Raw genomic sequence first — 20659 nt, forward strand, 5'->3', positions numbered from 1 at the left:
AACCCCCGCCGATGTGCGGGGGTTCGTGTCTCTCGGGCCTCGCATGCGAGGCAGCGGTCATAGCAGGAAGAGCGTGGCCAGTCCCAGGAAGGCCATGAACCCCACCACGTCGGTCACCGTGGTCAGGATGACCGATCCCGAGAGGGCGGGGTCGATGCCCGAGCGCTTGAGCATCAACGGGATTACAATGCCGGCGACGCCGGCGGCCAGCATGTTGATCACCAGGGCGGCGGCGATGATGACCCCGATGGCGATGCTGCCGAACCAGAGCACTGCCAGCACGGCGACCACCAGCGACCAGAGCACACCGTTGAGGGCGGCGATACCGATCTCCTTGCGCAGCAGCCAACTGCTGTTGGTACGACTGATCTGGCCCAGCGCCAGGCCGCGGATTGCCAGGGTGAGGGTCTGGCTGCCGGCGATGCCGCCCATGCTGGCCACGATGGGCATCAGTACGGCGAGGGCCACGATCTTGTCCAGGGCATCCTCGAAGCGGCCGATCACCCAGGCGGCGAGGAAGGCGGTGATCAGGTTGATGCCCAGCCAAACGGCGCGTCGCTTGGCGCTGGGCATCACCGGTGCGAAGAGGTCCTCCTCCTCGTCCAGGCCGGCCATGTTCATCAACGCCTGCTCGGAATTCTCGCGGATCACGTCGACGATATCGTCGATGACGATGCGCCCCAGCAGTAGCCCGGCCTCGTCCACCACCGGCGCGGAGACCAGGTCGTGGGTCTGAAAGAGAGTGGCCACCTCTCGGGTATGCATGGTCACCTGGATGCTGTCCACTTCGCGGTCCATGAAGTTGGCGACGGCCATCTCGGGGTCGTTCGATACCAGGCGGGCCAGTGGCAGTACCCCCACGAAGTAGCCGTTACGGTCGACCACCATCAGCGAATGGGTGTTGTCGGGGACCGTCTCCTTCCAGCGCAGGAATCGTCTGACCGTCTCCAGGCTGACGTCGGCGCGCACGGCGATGGTATCGGTACGCATCAGGCGACCGGCGCTGTCTTCCTCGAACGAGAGGGTTTCCTGCAGCCGACTGCGCTGCAACTCGTCCATCGAGCGCAGCATGTCCTCGGCCACCTGCTGGGGCAGGTCCTCGAAGATCTCAGCGAGGTCTGTCGTGTCGAGGCTGGACGTGGCAGCAACGATCTCGGCATGATCCATGTCGTCGAGCAGGGTGCTGCGCACCTCGTCATGCACGTGCAGCAGGACCTCACCGTCGACTTCGCCCGGCACCCGTTCCCACAGCTGGATGCGCGCTGACGGCGGAAGCGACTCCAGCAGCAGGGCGATCTCGGCGGGTTCCAGGTCCGCCAGCACGTCGTCGACGGCATCGAACTGTTCGTCGCCCAGCGCTCGGTGAATGCGCGAGAGGCGGTCCTCGAGGGTTTCGGTGGTATCGGCCATATGGAACTCCCTGGCTTCGGCTGCACGGTCCTGTCGGTCGTGATCCTAACGATATTGCCCACAGTAGACCACAGAACGGTCTCAGGCTGTCGTCACTGGGCCTTTCATCATCCTGGCCAGCGATACGACGGCATCGTTTCCCGTTCTCGGCACTGCTATACTCCTGCGCCCGTCCGTCATCCTTGTCCGGAGCCGCCATGTATTCGCTCGCCCGTTCGCTGCTGTTTCGCCTGGACGCCGAGACCGCCCACAGGGTCGCCCTGAAGGGACTCGACATGGCCAATCGCCTTGGCCTGGCGGGGCGAATCGGCGGCGACCGAGTCGAGGATCCGGTGGAGCTGATGGGGCTGCGCTTTCCCAACCGGGTCGGTCTGGCCGCTGGACTCGACAAGAACGCCGACTATCTCGATGCCCTGGGGGCGCTGGGCTTCGGCTTCGTCGAGGTGGGTACCGTGACGCCGCGGCCCCAGGAGGGCAATCCACGGCCGCGGCTGTTCCGCCTGCCCGAAGCCGGCGCCATCATCAACCGCATGGGCTTCAACAACGCCGGGGTGGATCACCTGATCGCCCGAGTCCGAACAAGTCGCTATGACGGTGTGATCGGCATCAACATCGGCAAGAACCTCACTACCCCGGTCGAGCAGGCGGTGGACGACTATCTGACCTGCCTGCGCCAAGTGCATGGTCATGCGCACTACATCACGGTGAACATCTCCTCGCCCAATACGCCGGGGCTGCGCAATCTGCAGTTCGGAGAGCACCTGGATGCGTTGCTCGGTGCCCTGCGCGAAGAGGGCAGCCGGCTCGATCGTGAGGCCGATCGCCGCGTCCCCCTGGCGGTCAAGATCGCACCGGACATGAGCCCGGAGGAGGTCGGTCTGGTCGCACGCAGCCTCGAGTCCAATGCCATCGACGCGGTGATCGCCACCAACACCACGGTCTCCCGCGAGGCGGTGGCGGGGCTCGAGCATGCCGACGAGCAGGGTGGGCTCTCCGGTCGTCCTGTGTTCGAGTCGTCGAACACCGTGATCCGCGAACTGCGAAGCCGGTTGCCCGACATGCCGATCATCGGCGTGGGCGGTATCGACAGTGGCGAGGCGGCGGTTACCAAGGTGGCGGCCGGCGCCGACCTGGTGCAGCTGTATTCGGGCTTCATCTTTCGCGGGCCGGCGCTGGTAGGGGAGTGCGCCCGGGCGCTGCAGGCAACCACTAAAAAGCCCATGGTGTAACCATGGGCTTGATATGTTCGTCATCACCTCTGACGATGGGTCTCTGACCCGGGCTATTAGGAAGTCACATCACCATGGGGTTCTTGTGAATGCCGGAGACTCCCGTCATCCCGGACCATTGATCCCCACGACCTTCACGCCAACCGCTCATCCAGTACTCGCGTAGATTGATATCCTGACTTGGACAGTCATCGCGGGAACGACCTGATAATCCCGCTTTGTACCCATGAACATAGGCACGCTGGAAGCGATCACGTTTCTGTCGTTTCATTGGACTACCTCTTGATGAAGGTACCGATGAATAACCAGTCGTGAGACCGGATTCATATTACCTAGGCGACATGGGTCTCTGCAGCAACATCGTGCTGCACGACGACTCAACGCCCGCTGACAAAAAGGCATGCGTCATTCAGTAGCTACTCCCTCATTGATAGCCCAGGATGACGCCACTTGTCGACCGATGATTTGTAACAAGGCATTCACCTGTCCGTCACGCCCTCATCACGGGCAGGTACCACGCAGATGGAACTTTCATGACCGAACTGCACTGTCCTGATTCACTGGATTTCCTGGCCACCTGCCCGCGAGGCATCGAGTTGCTGCTGGCCGACGAGCTTGCCGCACTGGGTGCCGTGCCCGGCAAGACCACGGTGGCCGGGGTTCACCTGCGCGCGAGCCTCGAGAGCGCTTACCGCATCTGCCTGTGGTCGCGGCTGGCCAACCGGCTGGTGCTCTGTCTGGCGCAAGCTGAAGGCGTCGAGACCCCCGAGGCGCTACGTGCTGCCGCCACGGCCATTGACTGGCGACGCCATCTCGCCCCGGGGGCGACCCTGGCGGTGGATTTCCATGGCCGCGCCGAGGCGATACGCCACACTCGTTTCGGTGCCCAGACCGTCAAGGATGGGGTGGTGGACCGTCTCCACGCCGAGGGACGGCCGCGCCCCGACGTCGATACCCGGCAGCCGGATCTTCGTCTCTATGCCCATCTGCATCGTGGGCGGCTGATCCTGGGCGTGGACCTCTCGGGTGACAGCCTTCATCGCCGTGGCTACCGTCGCGACGTCGGGCATGCGCCGCTCAAGGAGAATCTGGCCGCCGCCCTGCTGATACGCGCCGGCTGGCCGGCGCTGGCTCGCGAGGGCGCGCCGCTGGTCGATCCGCTGTGCGGTGCCGGCACGCTGCTGATCGAGGCCGCCATGATGGCGGCCGATATTGCCCCGGGCCTGGCCAGGGAGCGCTTCGGCTTCCACGGCTGGGCGGGCCATGACGATCACAGCTGGCGGGAACTGCACCGCGAGGCCGAGGCGCGGGCCAGCATCGGGCGCAAGCGATGTCGCTCGCGGCTGTTCGGCTTCGACGAGAGCCCGCCGGCTCTGGCCGCGGCGAAGGCCAACGCCATGCGTGCCGGCGTACCGGCGCTGATCGAACTCGAAGGCGCCTCCCTGGCCGGGCTTGAACGCCCCGCAGGGCTGGTCGACACCCCCCACGGGCTGGTGGTGACCAATCCGCCCTACGGCGAGCGCCTTGGCGAGCTTCCCGAACTGGTGCGCCTCTACGGCCAGCTCGGCGAGCGGGTCAAGGTGGCCTTTCCCGGCTGGCTGCTGGCGGTCTTTACCGCCAACCCGGACCTCGGGCATCGCGTCGGGTTGCGGGCGCACAAGCAGTACTCGCTGCGCAACGGCCCCCTTGAGGCCAAGCTGCTGCTGATGGCCATTCCCGAGGCGGAGGATTCGCCCTCCGGGGAGGCCGCCCCCATGCGCTCCGAGGGGGCGCAGATGTTCGCCAACCGCCTGGAGAAGAACCGCCGGCGGCTGAAGAAGTGGCTGAAGAGCAGCGGCGAGAGCTGCTACCGGCTCTATGACGCCGACATGCCCGAGTATGCCCTGGCCATCGATCTCTACGGTGACCGCGTGCACGTGCAGGAGTATGCCGCCCCGAAATCCGTCGATGCCGCTCAGGCCCAGAAGCGCCTGTTCGAGGCACTCGGGGTGATTCCCGACGTGCTGGGCGTCGACCCCGGCAAGGTCGTGGTCAAGCGCCGCGAGCGGCAGAGCGGCAAGGCACAGTACCGCAAGCAGGGAGCCAGCGGTGAGCGCTTCGAGGCGTGCGAGGGCCGGGCCAGGCTGTGGGTCAACCTTCGCGACTACCTGGATACCGGCCTCTTCCTCGATCATCGCCCGGTGCGGCGCCTGCTCGGCGAGATGGCTGCCGGCAAGCGTTTCCTCAACCTCTTCTGCTATACCGGAGCGGCCACAGTTCAGGCGGCCCTGGGAGCCGGAGAGCAGGGCGGGGCCAGCGAGAGCGTCAGCGTCGACCTCTCCAATACCTACCTGGATTGGGCCCGGGACAACTTCGCTCTGAACCGGCTGGACCCCGGGCGCCATCGGCTGGTGCGCGACGACTGCCTGCGCTGGCTGGAGACTGCCGGCGGCGAGTTCGACCTGATCTTCCTGGACCCGCCGACCTTCTCCAACTCCAAGAAGATGGCCGATACCCTGGACGTCCAGCGCGATCAAGGTCGGCTGGTGCGCCTGGCCATGGCGCGCCTGGCGCCGGGGGGAACCCTGGTCTTCTCCAACAACCAGCGGCGCTTCACCCTGGATGAGGACCTCGCCGAGAAGTTCCATGTGAAGGATATTTCGGCGAGGACCTTTGACCCTGATTTCCAGCGCCGCCCGGGCCTGCACCACTGCTTCCTGATTCGCCATCGGGAGGACGTATGAGACGTCAAAGGAAAGACGCATGATCGAGCTGAGACTCTACACTACCCTGGGCTGCCATCTCTGCGAGCAGCTGGAGGCGCTGCTGGCGACCTTGTGCGATGCGCGGTACCGGCTGCAAAGGATCGAGATCAGCGACGACGATGGCCTGGTCGCACGCTACGGAGTGCGCATTCCCGTTTTGGTAGACGAAGCAGGGGCAGAGCTGGATCGGGGTATGGAAGCCGACCGCCTGGCCGCCTGGCTGGCGGACCGGGGCTGGCTGGACGAGACGGCGTGGGAGACGCTGCGACGTCAGCTGGCCGGCGACGCCGAGCCACGCGAGGCGAAGGGTGCCGTGATGCGTGGCGGCCGGCGTTATCTGGGTTGACCCGGCTTCGCCGGGAGGCGGCAAGCTGCAGCTTGCAGCTTACGGCTCCAGCAGCGATAGCTGAGTGACGGCTTCCCGGCCTTGCTGGCTCTCGTCCTCCACCTCCAGCACCTTGCGAAAGCCCCGGGAGCTCAGGATGGTGGTCTCGTCGGCCAGCCACATCATGGCCTGGTCGTGGTCATCGGCCAGGCGGTGCTTCAGGCCGCCGAACTGGGTGCCGATCTGCCCCCAGGCACGGCTGAAGATCCAGTCACCGAACATGTCCTGATGGACGTGCACCAGCACATAGTCGTGGTCGGTTTCCCAGCGGATAATCACGGCAGCTCCCGAGGTAGAAGGCGCCATAGTCCTGCGACGCTCAAGGGGTAGTTGGCGGTATTGTAAGGGCTTGGGCACACTGGACAAGTTGAATCGCCAGCCAGTCGGGAGTCCGTCATGAGAATCATCGTCGATGCCAACGTGCCCGCTGTCCAGGCCTGCTTCGGAGAACTGGGCGAGGTGGTCCGCCTGCCGGGGCGCGAGATCGATGCCATCTCGCTGCGCGAGGCCGACGCCCTGGTGGTTCGCTCTATCACCCGTGTGGATGAAGCCCTGCTGGCCCATGCCTCACGGCTGCGCTTCGTCGGGACCTGCACCATCGGCACCGACCATGTGGACGAGCGGGCCCTGGCCGAGCGCGATATCGCCTTCGCCAGCGCCCCGGGCTGCAACGCCGAGGCAGTGGTGGACTATGTGCTGGGCAGCCTGGCGACCCTGGCCGAGCGACAGGACTGGTGCCTGGGTGAGCGTCGCGTGGGCATCGTTGGCGTGGGCAACGTGGGTGGGCGCCTGCTCGAGCGCCTTTCGACCATGGGCGTCGACTGCCTGGCCTGCGACCCGCCCCGCGTGGCGACGGAAGGCGCGGAGGGGCTGGCCGGCTTCGTGGACCTGGAGTCGCTGATCGACGAATGCGACGTGCTCTGCCTGCATACCCCGCTGGTGACCGAAGGCCCCCACCCGACCTGGCACCTGTTCGATGCCCAGCGCATCGCCGCTCTGGCCCCGGGGAGCGTGTTGCTTAACGCCGGGCGCGGCGACTGCGTGGATGGCCAGGCACTGCGACAGCGGCTGGCGGGGCAGGGCGATGTTACCGCGGTGCTCGATGTGTGGGAGCACGAGCCCGTCATCGACAGTGGTCTGGCGGATCTCGCCGCCATCGCCACGCCGCATGTCGCCGGCTACAGCCTGGACGGCAAGCTGCGCGGCAGCCACCGGATCTATCGTGCCCTGGCCCAGCAGGTCGGCCTGCCGGCGCGCCTGACGCTTGCGAACCTCGCCCCCCCGCCCCCGGTCAGGCGTCTGGTCCTGGACGCCGGCCTCGGCCCCGAGGAAGCGCTGCGCCTCTGCCTGCGCGCCGTCTACGATGTACGGCGCGACCATGACAGCCTGCACCGCGAGGCCCGTCGCCAGGGTATGGCGAAAGGCTTCGATGCCTGCAGAGCGTCCTATCCGCTGCGTCGGGAGTTCGCGACCCTCGAGATCGAGCTGGGCGAGGGAAGCCGAGAGCTCGAACCTTTGCTAAAAGGCGCAGGCTTCAGGGTGAGGATGGGGTGAAAGGCGAGCTATAAGCACCGAGCGACAGGCAAACCCCGAAGGCTGCGACTTTCGGGGGTTTCCTTTTGCTAGGGCAGCATTTAGCTTGCTGGCCGCTTGGCCGCTTGGCCGCTTGGCCGCTTACTGCCGATAGGCCGCTTCCTTGAGGGCACGGATGCGGTCGTCGAGGGGCGGGTGGCTGGCAAAGAACCGCTCCATCAGTGAGCGCGTCTGGCCCTTGGTGATCGCCATGGCGCGCAGGGTATCCGGCATCTGGTCCGGCATTTCGGTCTCGGCCTTGAGGCGGGCCAGAGCATTGATCATGGCGCCGCTGCCAGCGAGATGGGCGCCGGCGCTGTCGGCGCGGTACTCCCGGAAGCGCGAGAACCAGGCGACGATCGCCGAGGCGATCAACCCGAAGACGATCTCGGCGACGATCACCACCGCAAAGTAGCCCATGAAGCCCAGGCCCCCCTCGCCATCGCGCCGCAAAAAGCTGTCGACCAGCTGCGCCACCACGCGGGCAAAGAACATCACGAAGGTGTTGAGCACCCCCTGGATCAGCGCCAGGGTGACCATGTCGCCGTTGGCGACGTGGCCGATCTCGTGGGCCAGCACCGCGCGCACCTCCTCGGGGCGCATGCGGTTGAGCAGGCCGGCGGAGACCGCGACCAGGGCGTCGTCCTTGTTCCAGCCGGTGGCGAAGGCGTTGGACTGCTGGGCCGGGAAGATGCCCACCTCCGGCGTCTTGATGCCGGCGTCGCGGGCCAGCTCCGCCACGGTGTCGACCAGCCACTTCTCGGTGGCGTTGGACGGCGTCTCGATGATCACCGTGCCAGTACTGCGCTTGGCCATCCACTTGGAGATGAACAGCGAGATCATCGAGCCGGCCATGCCGAAGATGAAGCAAAAGATCAGCAGTCCGGTCATGTTCATGCCGTGGGACTGCAGATAGGACTCCAGTCCCAGCAGGCGCAGGGTGATGCTGGCCACCACGATCACCGCCAGGTTGGTGCCCAGAAAGAGCAGGATTCGCATCATTGTCGGAAAACTCCGGTCGTCGGGAAGGGGGTGCCGCGATCAGCGGCGTGCAGAAGCTGTTGCTTAGATACGGTCTTGCCCGCCGGGTTTCAAGCGGCGGGCAGAAAGGACAGGCGTCGCTCTACTGGCGGTAACGCGACAGGAAACGGGCGAAGCGGTCCAGGGCGTCCTCGAGCTGGTCAGCCCAGGGCAGGGTGACGATGCGCACATGGTCGGGGTCGGGCCAGTTGAAGGCCGTGCCCTGCACCAGCAGGATCTTCTCCTGCAGCAGCAGGTCGAGTACCAGCTGCTGGTCGTCCTGGATGTTGAACACCTTGGGGTCGAGCCGCGGGAAGGCGTAGAGGGCGCCCTTGGGCCGGGTGCAGCTGACCCCGGGGATGGCATTGAGCTTCTCGACGGTGATGTCGCGCTGGGCGAGCAGGCGCCCGCCGGGCAGGATCAGGTCGTTGATCGACTGGTAGCCGCCCAGCGCGGTCTGGATAGCATGCTGGGCCGGCACATTGGCGCACAGGCGCATCGAGGCGAGCATGGTCACCCCCTGGATGAAATCGGCCGCACGCTGCTTGGCGAGGTGCCCCGAGAAGATCATCCAGCCGGAGCGGAAGCCGGCGCAGCGGTAGCTCTTGGAGAGCCCGTTCAAGGTCACTACCAGCTGGTCCTCGCCAGCCAGTGCCCCGGTGGAGACATGCTCGACCCCGTCGTAGAGGATCTTGTCGTAGATCTCGTCGGAAAACACCACCAGGTTGTGTTCCCGGGCGACTTCCAGCAGCTCGCGCACTACCGCCGGCGGGTAGACGGCCCCGGTGGGGTTGTTGGGATTGATGATCACGATGGCTCGAGTGTGGGCGGTAACCTTGGCACGGATGTCGGCCATGTCCGGCGCCCAGTCGGCCTGTTCGTCGCACAGGTAATGCACGGCGTGGCCGCCCGAGAGGTTGGCCGCCGCGGTCCACAGCGGGTAGTCGGGGGCCGGGATCAGTACCTCGTCGCCGTCGTTGAGCAGCGCCTGCATGGCCATCACGATCAGCTCGGAGACGCCGTTGCCGATGTAGATGTCCTCGATGCCGACGCCGGGTATCTCCTTGCGCTGGCACTCCTGCATGATAGCCTTGCGTGCCGAGTAGAGCCCCTTGGAGTCGCAGTAGCCCTGAGCGGTGGGCAGGTTGCGCATCACGTCCTGGAGGATCTCTTCCGGCGCCTCGAAGCCGAAGGGCGCGGGGTTGCCGATGTTCAGCTTGAGGACGCGCTGGCCTTCCTCTTCGAGCCGCTTGGCATGTTCGAGCACCGGGCCGCGGATGTCATAGCAGACGTTCTCGAGCTTGTGCGATTTCCTGATCGGGGGAGTGTCCATGGGCGCTGAGATCCAGTGATGTCGGTGTGCCGCCTCTGCCGGGGCGGGCGTCGTCTCGGGGGTATTGCCGATGATTATGCGGGCTCGGCACCGTTGCCACCAACCGCGTCGGCGGCGTCCGGTTCGGGCTCGGCCGGGATGTCCGCCGGCGTCTCCAGGGTCAAACGGCCCAGCTTGCCGTCTCGCAGCTCGTGGAGCAGCACCTCGGCACCGCGGTGCAGGTCGACCTCGCCTCCAGGACGCAGACCGCCGCGCTTGCCGGCGATCTCGGCGAGTATCGCATGGCCGTCGAACCCGGTCAGGGCGAGCAGGTCGGTCCCTGTCGGGCCGTCGGCCTCAACCTTTTCGGCCTCGGGATGAGGTACGTACTCGGGCAGGGTCTTGAGCTTGTAGCGCGCCTTGAGGGCCTCTGGGTAGCGCCTGGCAAGTTCGGCGGCGGCAACCACGGCGACCTCCACGTAGTCGATGGCGGTATCGCGAATGGCTCCGCTTGTGGCCAGGCGGTGGGCGCTGGCCTGGTCCTCGATCTTGGGCCACAGCACGCCGGGGGTATCGGTCAACGCCACACGGCCTCCGATGCGTACCCTCTGCTGGCGCTTGGTCACCGCCGGCTCGTTGCCGGTCTTGGCGATGCTGCGCCCGGCGAGGCCGTTGATCAGGGTCGATTTGCCGACGTTGGGAATGCCCATGACCATCACCCTTACGTCGCGGTCGGCGCGTACCTGGCCGGCCAGCTCGTGGCACAGCCTGGGGATGCGCTTGAGCTCCCGGGCGTTGGTGGTGGTCACTGCCAGGGCGCGCATGTCGTCCTGGGCATCGAAGAAACCGACCCATTCCCGGGTTCGCTCGGGGTCGGCGAGGTCGGCCCGCGACAGGATCTTCAAGACCGGCTTGTGGCGGGTCAGCTCGGCCAGCATGGGATTGGCGCTGGAGTAGGGCAGGCGGGCGTCGAGCACCTCGATCACCACGTCGATCTCCGGCAGCGCCTCCAGGATCTGCCGGCGCGCCTTGTTCATGTGTCCCGGGTACCAGCCGAGCATCGAGCCTCTCCTGCATGCGCTTGAAGGAAAATGGCCGCCCATCATAGCAGATGGGCGGCCGTCTCAGGGGAGGGCGGTCACGGGCAGAGACTACTCCCCGGCGTGGAACTGGATCGCTACCGAATTGATGCAGTAGCGAAGCCCGGTGGTCTCCTGGGGGCCATCCGGGAATACATGGCCCAGATGGGCATCGCAGCGCGCGCAGGTGACTTCGGTGCGCTGCATACCCTGGCTGGAATCGGTCTGCTCCGTTACGCAGCCCGGGGTGAAGGGACGATCGAAGCTGGGCCAGCCGCAGCCGGCCTCGAACTTGTGCTCGTTCTCGAACAGCGGGGCGTTGCAGCACACGCAGTGATAGATGCCATGCTCATCGCTCACGTGGTAGTGGCCGCTGAAAGGCGGCTCGGTGCCTTTCTGGCGGGTAACACGGTACTGCTCGGGCGTCAGCTGCTGCTGCCATTCGGCATCGCTCTTCTGGATCTTGCTGCGCATGGCCTCTCTCCTCGTCCTGGAGCCGGGTGCGGGCCCGGCGCGTGTAGCCCCTATTCTGACATCAACTCGGGTGGGTGTTTCCAGCCGCGAAGCAGCATTGGTCACGCGATATCAACGCCGAGGGAGAGAGGCTTGACAGCTTCCCGGGTGCTGGGTAATATTCGCCGCACCTCGACGAGACGAGCCATTGCGTCCCATTCGTCTAGTGGTCCAGGACACCGCCCTTTCACGGCGGTAACAGGGGTTCGAACCCCCTATGGGACGCCACTCGACTCATCAGGTACCGGAGTGCGGGAATAGCTCAGTGGTAGAGCATCGCCTTGCCAAGGCGAGGGTCGCGAGTTCGAATCTCGTTTCCCGCTCCAAGCTGCAACAGCTTATGCGTCCCATTCGTCTAGTGGTCCAGGACACCGCCCTTTCACGGCGGTAACAGGGGTTCGAACCCCCTATGGGACGCCACTTCCGTATAGCAATGCGAGACCTGCGGGAATAGCTCAGTGGTAGAGCATCGCCTTGCCAAGGCGAGGGTCGCGAGTTCGAATCTCGTTTCCCGCTCCAAAACCGAAATTGCGGTATCGAGCCAAGGCTCGGGTCACGATCTGGATCGCCAGCCCGGCTGGTGGCAGCCCCGTCGAATCTCGTTTCCCGCTCCATATCGCCCCTCCTTTGTGTCCCATTCGTCTAGTGGCCTAGGACACCGCCCTTTCACGGCGGTAACAGGGGTTCGAACCCCCTATGGGACGCCACCCTTTCGCATCACTCTCGCACCCCTCTGCTGTTCCCCCGGGGCCATCCCTCCCGTGGTGGCGACTTGAAGTTACTCCTTGGCATCGCCATCATTCGTGCTCTTCATAGAGACTCCTCCTTTCTACTGGATCGCTCATGGCCGAACCGGCACTCTCCATCCGTGGCCTGACCAAGGTCTACGGCAATGGTTTCCACGCCCTCAAGGGCATCGACCTCGACGTCGCCGAGGGCGACTTCTACGCCCTGCTGGGCCCCAATGGCGCCGGCAAGTCGACCACCCTGGGTGTGGTCTGCTCGCTGGTGCAGAAGACGGCGGGCCAGGTCTCGATCTTCGGCATCGACATCGATCGGGACTTCGCCCGTGCCAAGTACCATCTCGGCGTGGTGCCCCAGGAATTCAACTTCAACCAGTTCGAGAAGGTCATCGACATCGTGTTGGCCCAGGCCGGCTACTACGGCATGTCGCGGCGCGAGGCACTGCCTAGGGCCGAGGAGCTGCTGCGCGACCTGGGCCTGTGGGACAAGCGCAACGGCAGCGCGCGGATGCTCTCCGGTGGCATGAAGCGACGCCTGATGATCGCCCGAGCCCTGATGCACCGGCCCCGGCTGCTGATCCTCGACGAGCCCACCGCCGGTGTGGATATCGAGCTGCGCCGCAGCATGTGGGAGTACATGCGGCGCATCAATCGCGACGAGGGCACCACCATCATCCTCACTACCCACTACCTGGAGGAGGCAGAGAGCCTGTGTCGCAACGTCGGGATCATCAACCACGGCGAAATCATCCGGAACACCAGCGTGCGTGACCTGCTCGCCGAGCTGGATACCGAGACCTTCCTGCTCGACCTGGCGCACCCCATCGAGGCTGCCCCCGAGGTGGCGGGCTTTGAGGTGAGCCGGGTTGATGCCGCCCAACTGGCGGTGGTGGTGCACCGCGGCCAGCGCCTCAATGATGTCTTCGAGGCGCTCAGCGCCCAGGGGCTGGAGGTCATGTCGATGCGCAACCGCGCTAACCGGCTCGAGGAGATGTTCGTCTCCATGGTGGAGCAGGGCAACAGCGACAAGGCGGCCGCCGAGGCAGCGGAGGCACGCGCATGAACCCGACGCAGATCGCCATCGCCCTCTGGACCCTGGTGCACAAGGAGGTCAAGCGCTTCACGCGGATCTGGCCGCAGACCCTGCTGCCGCCGTCGATCACCATGACGATGTATTTCATCATCTTCGGCAACCTGATCGGCTCGCGGATCGGCGAGATGGACGGCTACAGCTACATGGACTTCATCGTCCCCGGGCTGATCATGATGGCGGTGATCACCAACACGTACTCCAACGTGGCATCATCCTTCTTTTCCAACAAGTTCCAGCGCTCCATCGAAGAGATGATGGTCTCGCCGATGCCGAACTGGGTGATCCTCACCGGCTTCGTGCTGGGCGGTATGGCCCGCGGCCTCGGCGTGGGGCTGATCGTCACCGGGGTTTCGCTGTTCTTCACCCGCCTCGAGGTGGCGCACCCGTTTTTGACGGTGTTCGTGGTGGTTCTCACCGCGGCGCTGTTCGCCATCGGCGGCTTCATCAACGCCCTGCTAGGCAAGAAGTTCGATGACATCTCCATCGTTCCGACCTTCGTGCTCACGCCGCTGACCTATCTCGGTGGGGTCTTCTACTCCATCTCGTTGCTGCCGGCGTTCTGGCAGGGCGTGTCGATGCTCAACCCCATCCTCTACATGGTCAATGTCTTCCGCTACGGTTTCCTCGGTGTCTCCGACATTCCCGTGGGCTGGGCGCTGGCCGCCATACTGGCCTTCATCACCGTGCTCTTCGCGGTGGCCCTGTGGATGCTGGAGCACGGCAAGGGCATCAGGAGCTGACATGGCGCATCACCGACCCGATACCCTCGAGCACGCGCCCCTGGGGCGCGAGGCCGCCTATCCGGAGCGCTACGATGCCGGGCTGCTCTTTTCCATTCCTCGCGCCGCCAACCGCGCGCCGCTGGGCATCGAGGAGGGCGCCTTGCCCTTTGTCGGCGAGGACGAGTGGCACGCCTTCGAACTCTCCTGGCTCAATGCACGGGGCAAGCCCATCGTTGCCGTGGCGCGTTTTCGCCTGCCGGCGGACTCGCCGAACCTGATCGAGTCGAAGTCCTGGAAGCTCTACCTCAATAGCTTCAACCAGACGAGCGTCGAGAGTCGGCAGGCGGTCATCGATATCCTGGAGCACGACCTGGCAGAGGCCGCCGGTGAGCCGGTCGCCGTCGAGCTGCTCGGCGTGGACGACTCGGCGCTGACGGTGACGTCACTGCCGGGCGAGTGCCTGGACGGCCTGGATATCGAGGTCAGCGACTACACGCCCAACGCAGACCACCTGACGGTGGAGGAGGAGGTCGTCGAGGAGACGCTGCACTCCCACCTGCTCAAGTCCAACTGTCCGGTCACCGGCCAGCCCGACTGGGGCAGCGTGCTGATCCGCTACCGGGGGCCGCGACTCGATCGTGAGGGGCTCTTGCGCTATCTGATCGGCTATCGCCAGCACCAGGATTTCCATGAGCACTGCGTGGAGCACATCTTCATGGATCTGATGGCGCGGGCTCGCCCGGAACGCCTGCTGGTGATGGCGCGCTACGTGCGGCGCGGCGGGCTGGATATCAGTCCCTGGCGTGCCACCCCCGGTGAGCGGCCGCCCGAGCCGCTGCGGCTGGCGCGCCAGTAGCCGCTTGGGTAGAGTGCCGACTGGACCAGAACAGGAGAACAACATGGATGCGATGACGCTGCTGCATGAACGCAGCTCCATGGGCAAGCTGATGGGGCCGCCGCCGAGCCCCGAGCAGCTGGAGGTGATCTACCGGGCGGCCCTGCGTGCGCCGGATCACAAGGAGCTGCGCCCCTGGCGCTTCATCGAGTTCTCCGGCGAGGGGCTCTCGCGGCTCGGCGAGCTGTTCGCCGAGGCGGAGTTCCGGGAGGATCCCCACGTGGGCGACGCGGCCCTCGATGCCGCGCGCAAGAAGCCGCGGCGTGCGCCGATGATCATTGCGGTGATCGCCAAGGTCACGCCCGACATCCCCAAGGTGCCGAAGATCGAGCAGGTGATCTCCGCCGGCTGCGCGGCCCACGGCATCCTACTCGCCGCCCATGCCCAAGGGCTCGGCGCCATGTGGCGCAGCGGCAAGTACGCCTTCGATCCCACGGTGCACAAGGGACTGGGGCTTGCCGAAAACGACGAAGTGGTCGCCTTCCTCTACCTCGGAACGCCGGGCGGGCGCCATAAGCCGCTACCGAACCATGACATCGACGACTACGTGGAGCGCTGGGACTGAGCGATTGGTGATCCCTCTGCAGGCGCCTGCCATACTGGGTGCCACTCTTCCATGTGGAGCACGCCTGCCTGGACGCTTGCCATGATCCATCGCTACCTCCTGATCCCCTTCCTCATCCTGCTTGCCCTGATCCTCTCTGGCTGCGCTAGCCTGTCGGAGGGCGAATGCCGCACCGCCAACTGGCAGGAGCTTGGCCGAATCGATGGCTCGCAGGGCCAGCCGCGCGCCCGGCTCTTCGAGCACGCCAAGGCCTGTGCCGACTATGGCATCCGGCCTGATGCCGAGGCTTACTATCGGGGCAGGGAGTGGGGATTGTTCGACTACTGTACCCCGGCCAATGCCTATCGGCAGGGGCGTCGCGGGGCAACCTACCAGGGTGTCTGCCCGGCACTGCTCGAGGGCAACTTCTTGGAGAGCTACCGCCAGGGCCTGGTCATCCACGAGGCGGAGAGCGCGCTGGAGGACGTCGAGCGCCGGATCCAGCGCGTCGAGCATCGACTGGACGACGAGGAAGTCGCCAACGACAAACGCCAGGCGCTCTACCACGAACTGAGAAGCCTCTATCGCGACTATCGTTTCCGCCAGCAGGAACTGCTGCAGCTCGAGGGGTATCACGGGCGCTACGGCCGCCTGCGTGCCCAATAGCACCGACCCCACCATGCCTGGAGCCGAACCATGCGAGAGATCGGTATTTCCCACCCGCGATTGCCACTGCCCGCTCCCGGCCAGGAGGACGATCCGCACCAGTTCCTTTCCTGGCTAGGTGAAGCGATCCCCATGGTCCCTGCGTTGGGCATCCGCGAGATGAGTCGCGATGGCGACTCCCTGACCTGGACGCTGTCGCTTACGCCCAGCCTGAACGACAAGGGTACCGGCTTCGGCGGGGCGCTCGCGGCCCAGACCACACTGCTGGGCTGGTGCTGGACCACCCTATGGCTGCGCCGTCACGGGCTGACCCGCGACGTGGTGGTGGCCGAGGCCACCCAGCGATTCCTGGCCCCGGTGACCGGTGACTACCGTCTGGTCTGCGTGCCTGCTACCGAGGATGCCACCGCGAGGCTGGCGGAGCGTCTCGAACTTCGTGACAAGGGGCGGATCCCTCTGGTGCAGCGACTCTGGTGCGGCGATATCCTTTGTCTTGAAGCCCGCGGCGACTATGCCGTGCTGCCCGCCGGTTGAGCCGGCGATGAGGAAAACCGGCTTGCAGTCGCGCACTTAAGCCGTTAGCATACTCGCCGTCCTGAAGAGAAAAGGGCGCCGTTCTGGAGGAGAAAGCCCATCGTGCCGACAAGGTCCGGATCTGCTTTCGAATCGAGAATCACAATGTGGAGGGGTGTCCGAGTGGTCGAAGGAGCGCGCCTGGAAAGTGCGTAAGCCGAAAGGCTTCGAGGGTTCGAATCCCTCCCCCTCCGCCACGAATATCGATTAAGCCGCTGATTTCAGCGGCTTTTTCTTTTTCTGATCATCCCAGTCCCCCCACTCAGTCCCCCAGTCGTTTTTGTAATGGGGACCGCGTCATTCAGCCCCCTTGTGCCATCCTTCGCCATCTGTGGCAGCGGGCTGGCGGCAGATGCCAGCCTTGCCTTCGGCAACGTCATTGCTGCCCTGTCACTCCTCGGCTGTAGCCGACCCTTGGCCCAGGGATCAATTTCGTCTTCTATGCCCTTCAGTGCCTGGATAGCAGCACCTAGATCGAGGTCATCAAGGGTGAGACTGCGGACCGCTACTTGGAGCACTCCTCCCGGGAGGTCCGCTCAATATTCTCAAATATGACAGTCATATTCTTTGTCGATTGGGGCTCTTCGTCGTTGGGAGTGGAATTCGCCTCCTGAGCTAGGCCAGGATATGACCTCTACATGGACAATAGGTATGGCATGGACGGCACCCAGATTCTGACCCTCGGCCTGGGCCTGGAAGCGCCCTGGATTCTCAAGGAACAGTACCTGGATACGTCCGTGTCGCCCCACCGGCTGGATCTCTATGTAGAAGCCGAGCGAGGCAGCCTCTACCCTTGCTCGGAGTGCGGCAAGGCCTGCCCACGACTTTGCCGACAAGATGTGGCGGCACTTGAACTTCTTCCAGCTTCCAGCACCACTGTTACCTTTATGCCCGCGTCCCCCGCACCAAGTGCCCCGAGCATGGCGTCAAGCGCATCGAGGTACCCTGGGCACGACCGGGCAGCGACTTCACCCTGCTGTTCGAGCAGGCCGCCATGTCGCTGGTCAAGGAGATGCCGGTGCTGGCCGTCTCTCGGCAGTTGGGGATCTCCGACACGTGCCTATGGCGCATCGTGCACCACTATGTGGCACGGATGTTGGGTCAGTTGGACCTGTCCAAGGTCGAGGCGTCGGCTTGGATGAAACGGCCTCTCGGCGCGGCCACCGCTATGTGACGGTGTTTCTCGACATGCAGCGCAAGCAGGAGTCGGTGATCTTCGCTATCCCCGGTCATGGCAAGGCCACCATCGACACCTTCAGCGCCTCTCTGACCGCGCAGGGTGGTGACCCAGACAACGTCGTCGAAGTGGTCTGCGACATGTCTCAGGCCTTTCTCAGTGGCGTGGTCGAGCACCTGCCCAGCGCCGAGGTCACAACCGGCTGGTTTTATATCGTGCAGACCTTCACCAAGGCGCTGGACGAGGTCCACGAGATAGAGCGTCGCCAACAAGCGCTGATACGGATCAACCCCAGCGGCCACGCCCCTTGCGCAGTACGCCTTTCGCCAAGAGCGTGTCACGTACCCGCATGCAATCGGCCTTGTACACCTCCCCGGCCCCGGCAGAGAGCGCCTGGAGAACCTGGCGTTGCCGATGGTGCTGCCGTCCTGGGGCATGGGGATTGAGGGTGGGCTCGCCTAACCGCGCTATTCGCTTAGCTGTTCAGGCGAACACGCCGTGGCCTCGCAAGGGAGTCTCTCACTCCTGAATTCATGGAAAAGTCGTGATATAAAAGCTGGGCATTCCATGCCCGGCTTTTCCATAAGCTTATGCGTGGATTCTGCGGTAAGACTCAGAATTTACACACTGCTTCATTAGGATCACCTGTTGCCTGGCCGCCGTGACTTGCACATAGATACATGAACAAGTTGCAGGTGGAAGCACTTCCGGTGTAGGAACAACAGACAAGCCCTTCGCCACAGTCCTCGATTTCGTATGCCTGGCCCGGAGGGGGCATCTGATCAACCGGCCTCAAACTGCTTGAGGCGCCAGGGATCGGTTTGCCATCGCGGCTTGGCTGCGCCACCAGACGCTCGAAGTCACGAGCCCTGAGAGTTTTCCGGGTTCGTATCTGTTCGCTCTGGTTTGCCCGCTCCATCAGTTTTGGAGAACTCTTGTCCAGTGCACGAGTGGGGGCTTCGGCGAGAACATCTTCTGCCATGGTCAGGGCCAGAAAAACGATAAAACCATGTATTAGTTTTTTCATGATTGTTACCTTTTCAATTTAGCACATCATTTTTAACCATCGCTTTTTTAATTCATCCATGAACTGTTCACGCCTATTGATTTAACACCCAATAGCAGGGAGGGAGGTAATTATTTTTTAGAGTTGGATCGTCCGAAATGGATTTGGCAAACCCTGAATTCAAGCAGCAGACACTGTCTTCCGTCTATCACCATGGACCATGGTGAGAAGCGCGCCCTACGCCAACGTGCGCATGCCATCTTGCTGAGTGATCAAGTCCATACCATCGGCCAGATCAGTGAGATCTTGCAGGTCCGCCGTGATGCCGCATCTCGATGGCTTAAACAGTGGGAAGCGGTGGGGCTCCATGGGCTGATCGACAAGCCGCGCAGTGGCCGCATGCCGGTCTTGGATGACAACGACCCCCAACGACTGTAGGCACTTGTCGCCGAACAGCCCTATCAGCTCCGCTCCTTGCATGCCCGCTTTCAGGAAGACTGGTAGGGCCATCATGGCGACGCCCCGTATCACGCTCGGCCTGCTTCACCCAGTTGTGAATAGTCTGATCGGTGGGCTCGAATTCCTTGGCCAGTTCTTCCGGGGTTCGACCTCCACGCGTCAATTCGACGATCTGCTGCCGGAATTCGGCAGGGTAAGGGGCACGGGACTTGGGCATGGTGGACTCCTCCCCCTCAAAGGGTCGGGTGTCAACCGAATCGGGTCAACTTCAACTACGGCATCGTCGTAACAACGGTGAAGCCCGTCGATAGATGAAGCATGCGCCCCCTTTGGATCTCTGCGTACACCGGGGGTGACCGCGGTATAGACGGGTGGGTCCCTGTCGTGCCATAACATTTCTCACGCAAGTCACGCCACGTTCACTCGGGGAGAGGGCAAATGACTGAGATGATGCCCAAACATGAAGGTGGGGAATCGCCGCGCCTTTACCGACACACTGAGGTCGTGAGTCTGCAGCGACATGGAGATCTCGGACTGGTGGCGCAGGGCAGTTTCGACTTCGCCCGCAAAATCGTGAGTGTACCCGCTTCGCTCAGCGAGATGGTGCTGTGCCAGCGTCATTATCCAATCGTGTTCGCCGGGCCTGATGCGCCGCGGCCGATCATCGTGCTTGGCCTGGCAGAGAATGAGGGCAATCTCTTTGTCACCGAGAAGGGGGCATGGGCGCAGAACTTGTATGTTCCCGCCTTCCTGCGTCGCTATCCGTTCGTGGCAGTGCCGAATGGTCCTGAGCGTCTGGCGCTTGCGGCCGACATGGAGTCCGACCTCATCGAGCAAGGTGGCGCGCGTCCGCTATTCGAGGACGGCAAACCCTCTGACATGGCGCACCGCGCCTTTGATTTCTGTGCCCGGCTGGACGCGGATTTCAGTGCTGCGCAGGAGTTTGCCGCGGCCCTGGCCGAGGCGGGGCTGCTGCGCGAGGAGCATGCGACCATCAAGTCCAGCGGTGCGGTCCGTGCCAGGCTGGCGAATTTCCAGATCGTCGACGAGACGCTGCTTGATGAGCTGTCGGATGATACGTTTCTCGAATGGCGCCGCCGCGGTTGGCTGGCGCCCATCCATGCGCATCTGATGTCGGTCTCTAGCTGGTCGGAACTCGTTCACCGGCAGGCGGCATTGTCAGCAGACGCCTGAGCGGTCGCCGCTTTCCTCCTCGACCTGGGCCGTGCACCTGCTGCTGCAGCAACTCATCCTAAATTCTTGGATCGTCCCAACCCGGCGTGACCATGGCGCCCTCTCCATGCTCGGTGCGTTGGCGCTTACCGGAGTTGGCTGGCCACTCAGTGTCGTGCAGTCATATATCACGCCAGTCTGCGAAGAACTTTTTTTTGGGCACCGTTTGTTTCCGTGTGCTTTACTCTGATGCAAGAAAAAAAACTTACCGGGCAGTAAAGGTCTTTCGGCGAGTGGGATCGTTTGGTTTCGGGTGTCCGCTATGGTGGCCCCTGGTTCTGTAC

The 20659-nt window shown here is 64.0% G+C and carries 21 protein-coding genes, 6 tRNA genes and 2 pseudogenes; 20 read left to right on the forward strand and 9 right to left on the reverse strand.

All coding sequences use genetic code 11. The annotated features are described in order from the left end of the window. Window positions 1-57: 57 nt before the first annotated feature. Window positions 58-1410, reverse strand: a complete 1353-nt coding sequence (mgtE, locus tag HALO32_RS15360) for a magnesium transporter (protein WP_151444780.1) — start codon at window positions 1408-1410, stop codon at window positions 58-60. Window positions 1411-1607: 197 nt separating this feature from the next. Between mgtE and HALO32_RS15365 the strand changes: the two genes are divergently transcribed. Further along, a complete protein-coding gene (locus HALO32_RS15365; RefSeq protein WP_151444781.1) occupies window positions 1608-2639 on the forward strand; it encodes a quinone-dependent dihydroorotate dehydrogenase in 1032 nt (343 codons plus the stop codon). A gap of 64 nt (window positions 2640-2703) precedes the next feature. Here HALO32_RS15365 and rmf read toward each other — a convergent pair whose 3' ends face one another. Further along, window positions 2704-2910 carry a ribosome modulation factor gene (gene rmf, locus HALO32_RS15370; RefSeq protein ID WP_082042631.1) on the reverse strand — a complete coding sequence of 69 codons (207 nt, stop codon included), beginning with the start codon at window positions 2908-2910 and terminating at the stop codon, window positions 2704-2706. 262 nt (window positions 2911-3172) lie between these two features. Between rmf and rlmKL the strand changes: the two genes are divergently transcribed. Both rlmKL and HALO32_RS15380 read left to right on the forward strand, forming a co-directional pair. After that, window positions 3173-5362 carry a bifunctional 23S rRNA (guanine(2069)-N(7))-methyltransferase RlmK/23S rRNA (guanine(2445)-N(2))-methyltransferase RlmL gene (gene rlmKL / locus HALO32_RS15375; protein WP_151444782.1) on the forward strand — a complete coding sequence of 730 codons (2190 nt, stop codon included), beginning with the start codon at window positions 3173-3175 and terminating at the stop codon, window positions 5360-5362. Window positions 5363-5381: 19 nt separating this feature from the next. Continuing rightward, a complete protein-coding gene (locus HALO32_RS15380; RefSeq protein ID WP_151444783.1) occupies window positions 5382-5729 on the forward strand; it encodes a glutaredoxin family protein in 348 nt (115 codons plus the stop codon). Window positions 5730-5768: 39 nt separating this feature from the next. Here HALO32_RS15380 and HALO32_RS15385 read toward each other — a convergent pair whose 3' ends face one another. Beyond that, on the reverse strand, window positions 5769-6047 hold the full coding sequence (locus HALO32_RS15385; RefSeq protein ID WP_151444784.1) for a hypothetical protein: 279 nt from the start codon (window positions 6045-6047) through the stop codon (window positions 5769-5771). 117 nt (window positions 6048-6164) lie between these two features. On the opposite strand from HALO32_RS15385, the gene pdxB reads away from it, so the two are divergent. After that, window positions 6165-7322 (forward strand): 4-phosphoerythronate dehydrogenase PdxB, encoded by a 1158-nt coding sequence (gene pdxB, locus HALO32_RS15390; protein WP_151444785.1) that lies wholly within the window; start codon window positions 6165-6167, stop codon window positions 7320-7322. Window positions 7323-7442: 120 nt separating this feature from the next. Here the strand turns inward: pdxB and htpX are convergent, their stop codons facing one another. The 4 genes from htpX to msrB form a co-directional block, all read right to left on the reverse strand. Beyond that, window positions 7443-8342, reverse strand: coding sequence for a protease HtpX (htpX, locus tag HALO32_RS15395; protein ID WP_151444786.1), 900 nt, complete (start codon window positions 8340-8342; stop codon window positions 7443-7445). A 121-nt stretch (window positions 8343-8463) separates the two neighbouring features. Then, entirely contained in the window at window positions 8464-9693 is a 1230-nt protein-coding gene (locus HALO32_RS15400) for a pyridoxal phosphate-dependent aminotransferase (protein ID WP_151444787.1), read from the reverse strand. Between the two features lie 74 nt (window positions 9694-9767). Continuing rightward, on the reverse strand, window positions 9768-10733 hold the full coding sequence (gene ylqF, locus HALO32_RS15405) for a ribosome biogenesis GTPase YlqF (RefSeq protein WP_151444788.1): 966 nt from the start codon (window positions 10731-10733) through the stop codon (window positions 9768-9770). Window positions 10734-10823: 90 nt separating this feature from the next. After that, window positions 10824-11225: a peptide-methionine (R)-S-oxide reductase MsrB gene (gene msrB / locus HALO32_RS15410; protein WP_151444789.1), complete on the reverse strand. Its 402-nt coding sequence runs from the start codon at window positions 11223-11225 to the stop codon at window positions 10824-10826. Window positions 11226-11416: 191 nt separating this feature from the next. Here msrB and HALO32_RS15415 point away from each other — a divergent pair. From HALO32_RS15415 to HALO32_RS18170, 14 genes are all read left to right on the forward strand, one after another. Beyond that, window positions 11417-11492 (forward strand) — tRNA-Glu (locus HALO32_RS15415). A 23-nt stretch (window positions 11493-11515) separates the two neighbouring features. Further along, window positions 11516-11590, forward strand: a tRNA-Gly gene (locus HALO32_RS15420). An 18-nt stretch (window positions 11591-11608) separates the two neighbouring features. Further along, a tRNA-Glu gene (locus HALO32_RS15425) sits at window positions 11609-11684 on the forward strand. Between the two features lie 24 nt (window positions 11685-11708). Beyond that, window positions 11709-11783 (forward strand) — tRNA-Gly (locus HALO32_RS15430). 112 nt (window positions 11784-11895) lie between these two features. Beyond that, window positions 11896-11971, forward strand: a tRNA-Glu gene (locus HALO32_RS15435). Window positions 11972-12107: 136 nt separating this feature from the next. Then, window positions 12108-13070 (forward strand): ABC transporter ATP-binding protein, encoded by a 963-nt coding sequence (locus HALO32_RS15440; protein ID WP_151444790.1) that lies wholly within the window; start codon window positions 12108-12110, stop codon window positions 13068-13070. Next, window positions 13067-13840, forward strand: coding sequence for an ABC transporter permease (locus HALO32_RS15445; protein WP_151444791.1), 774 nt, complete (start codon window positions 13067-13069; stop codon window positions 13838-13840). The genes HALO32_RS15440 and HALO32_RS15445 overlap by 4 nt, the downstream gene beginning before the upstream one ends. Before the next feature lies 1 nt (window position 13841). Continuing rightward, a complete protein-coding gene (gene queF, locus HALO32_RS15450) occupies window positions 13842-14678 on the forward strand; it encodes an NADPH-dependent 7-cyano-7-deazaguanine reductase QueF (RefSeq protein WP_151444792.1) in 837 nt (278 codons plus the stop codon). A gap of 43 nt (window positions 14679-14721) precedes the next feature. Then, window positions 14722-15282, forward strand: a complete 561-nt coding sequence (locus tag HALO32_RS15455; protein ID WP_151444793.1) for a nitroreductase family protein — start codon at window positions 14722-14724, stop codon at window positions 15280-15282. An 81-nt stretch (window positions 15283-15363) separates the two neighbouring features. Next, on the forward strand, window positions 15364-15927 hold the full coding sequence (locus tag HALO32_RS15460) for a DUF2799 domain-containing protein (RefSeq protein WP_192576529.1): 564 nt from the start codon (window positions 15364-15366) through the stop codon (window positions 15925-15927). Between the two features lie 30 nt (window positions 15928-15957). Further along, the gene (locus tag HALO32_RS15465; RefSeq protein ID WP_151444795.1) at window positions 15958-16461 is read left to right on the forward strand and encodes a YiiD C-terminal domain-containing protein; all 504 of its coding nucleotides are present in this window, start codon (window positions 15958-15960) and stop codon (window positions 16459-16461) included. A 148-nt stretch (window positions 16462-16609) separates the two neighbouring features. Then, a tRNA-Ser gene (locus HALO32_RS15470) sits at window positions 16610-16697 on the forward strand. A gap of 797 nt (window positions 16698-17494) precedes the next feature. Further along, on the forward strand, window positions 17495-17674 hold the full coding sequence (locus HALO32_RS18165) for a helix-turn-helix domain-containing protein (RefSeq protein WP_233279922.1): 180 nt from the start codon (window positions 17495-17497) through the stop codon (window positions 17672-17674). Then, a complete protein-coding gene (locus tag HALO32_RS18170; RefSeq protein ID WP_233279923.1) occupies window positions 17635-18123 on the forward strand; it encodes a transposase in 489 nt (162 codons plus the stop codon). The genes HALO32_RS18165 and HALO32_RS18170 overlap by 40 nt, the downstream gene beginning before the upstream one ends. Window positions 18124-18290: 167 nt before the next feature. Here HALO32_RS18170 and HALO32_RS15480 read toward each other — a convergent pair whose 3' ends face one another. After that, on the reverse strand, window positions 18291-18704 hold the full coding sequence (locus tag HALO32_RS15480; RefSeq protein WP_151444796.1) for a hypothetical protein: 414 nt from the start codon (window positions 18702-18704) through the stop codon (window positions 18291-18293). Between the two features lie 137 nt (window positions 18705-18841). Here HALO32_RS15480 and HALO32_RS15485 point away from each other — a divergent pair. Further along, window positions 18842-19181: pseudogene (locus HALO32_RS15485) on the forward strand (helix-turn-helix domain-containing protein); the annotation flags it as partial. Between the two features lie 19 nt (window positions 19182-19200). Here HALO32_RS15485 and HALO32_RS15490 read toward each other — a convergent pair. Next, window positions 19201-19359 (reverse strand): annotated as a pseudogene (locus tag HALO32_RS15490) (transposase); the annotation flags it as partial. 221 nt (window positions 19360-19580) lie between these two features. On the opposite strand from HALO32_RS15490, the gene HALO32_RS15495 reads away from it, so the two are divergent. After that, entirely contained in the window at window positions 19581-20336 is a 756-nt protein-coding gene (locus tag HALO32_RS15495; protein WP_151444797.1) for a SapC family protein, read from the forward strand. Window positions 20337-20659 lie beyond the last annotated feature (323 nt).

The organism is Halomonas lysinitropha, from assembly GCF_902500215.1.
Classification (GTDB): domain Bacteria; phylum Pseudomonadota; class Gammaproteobacteria; order Pseudomonadales; family Halomonadaceae; genus Halomonas; species Halomonas lysinitropha.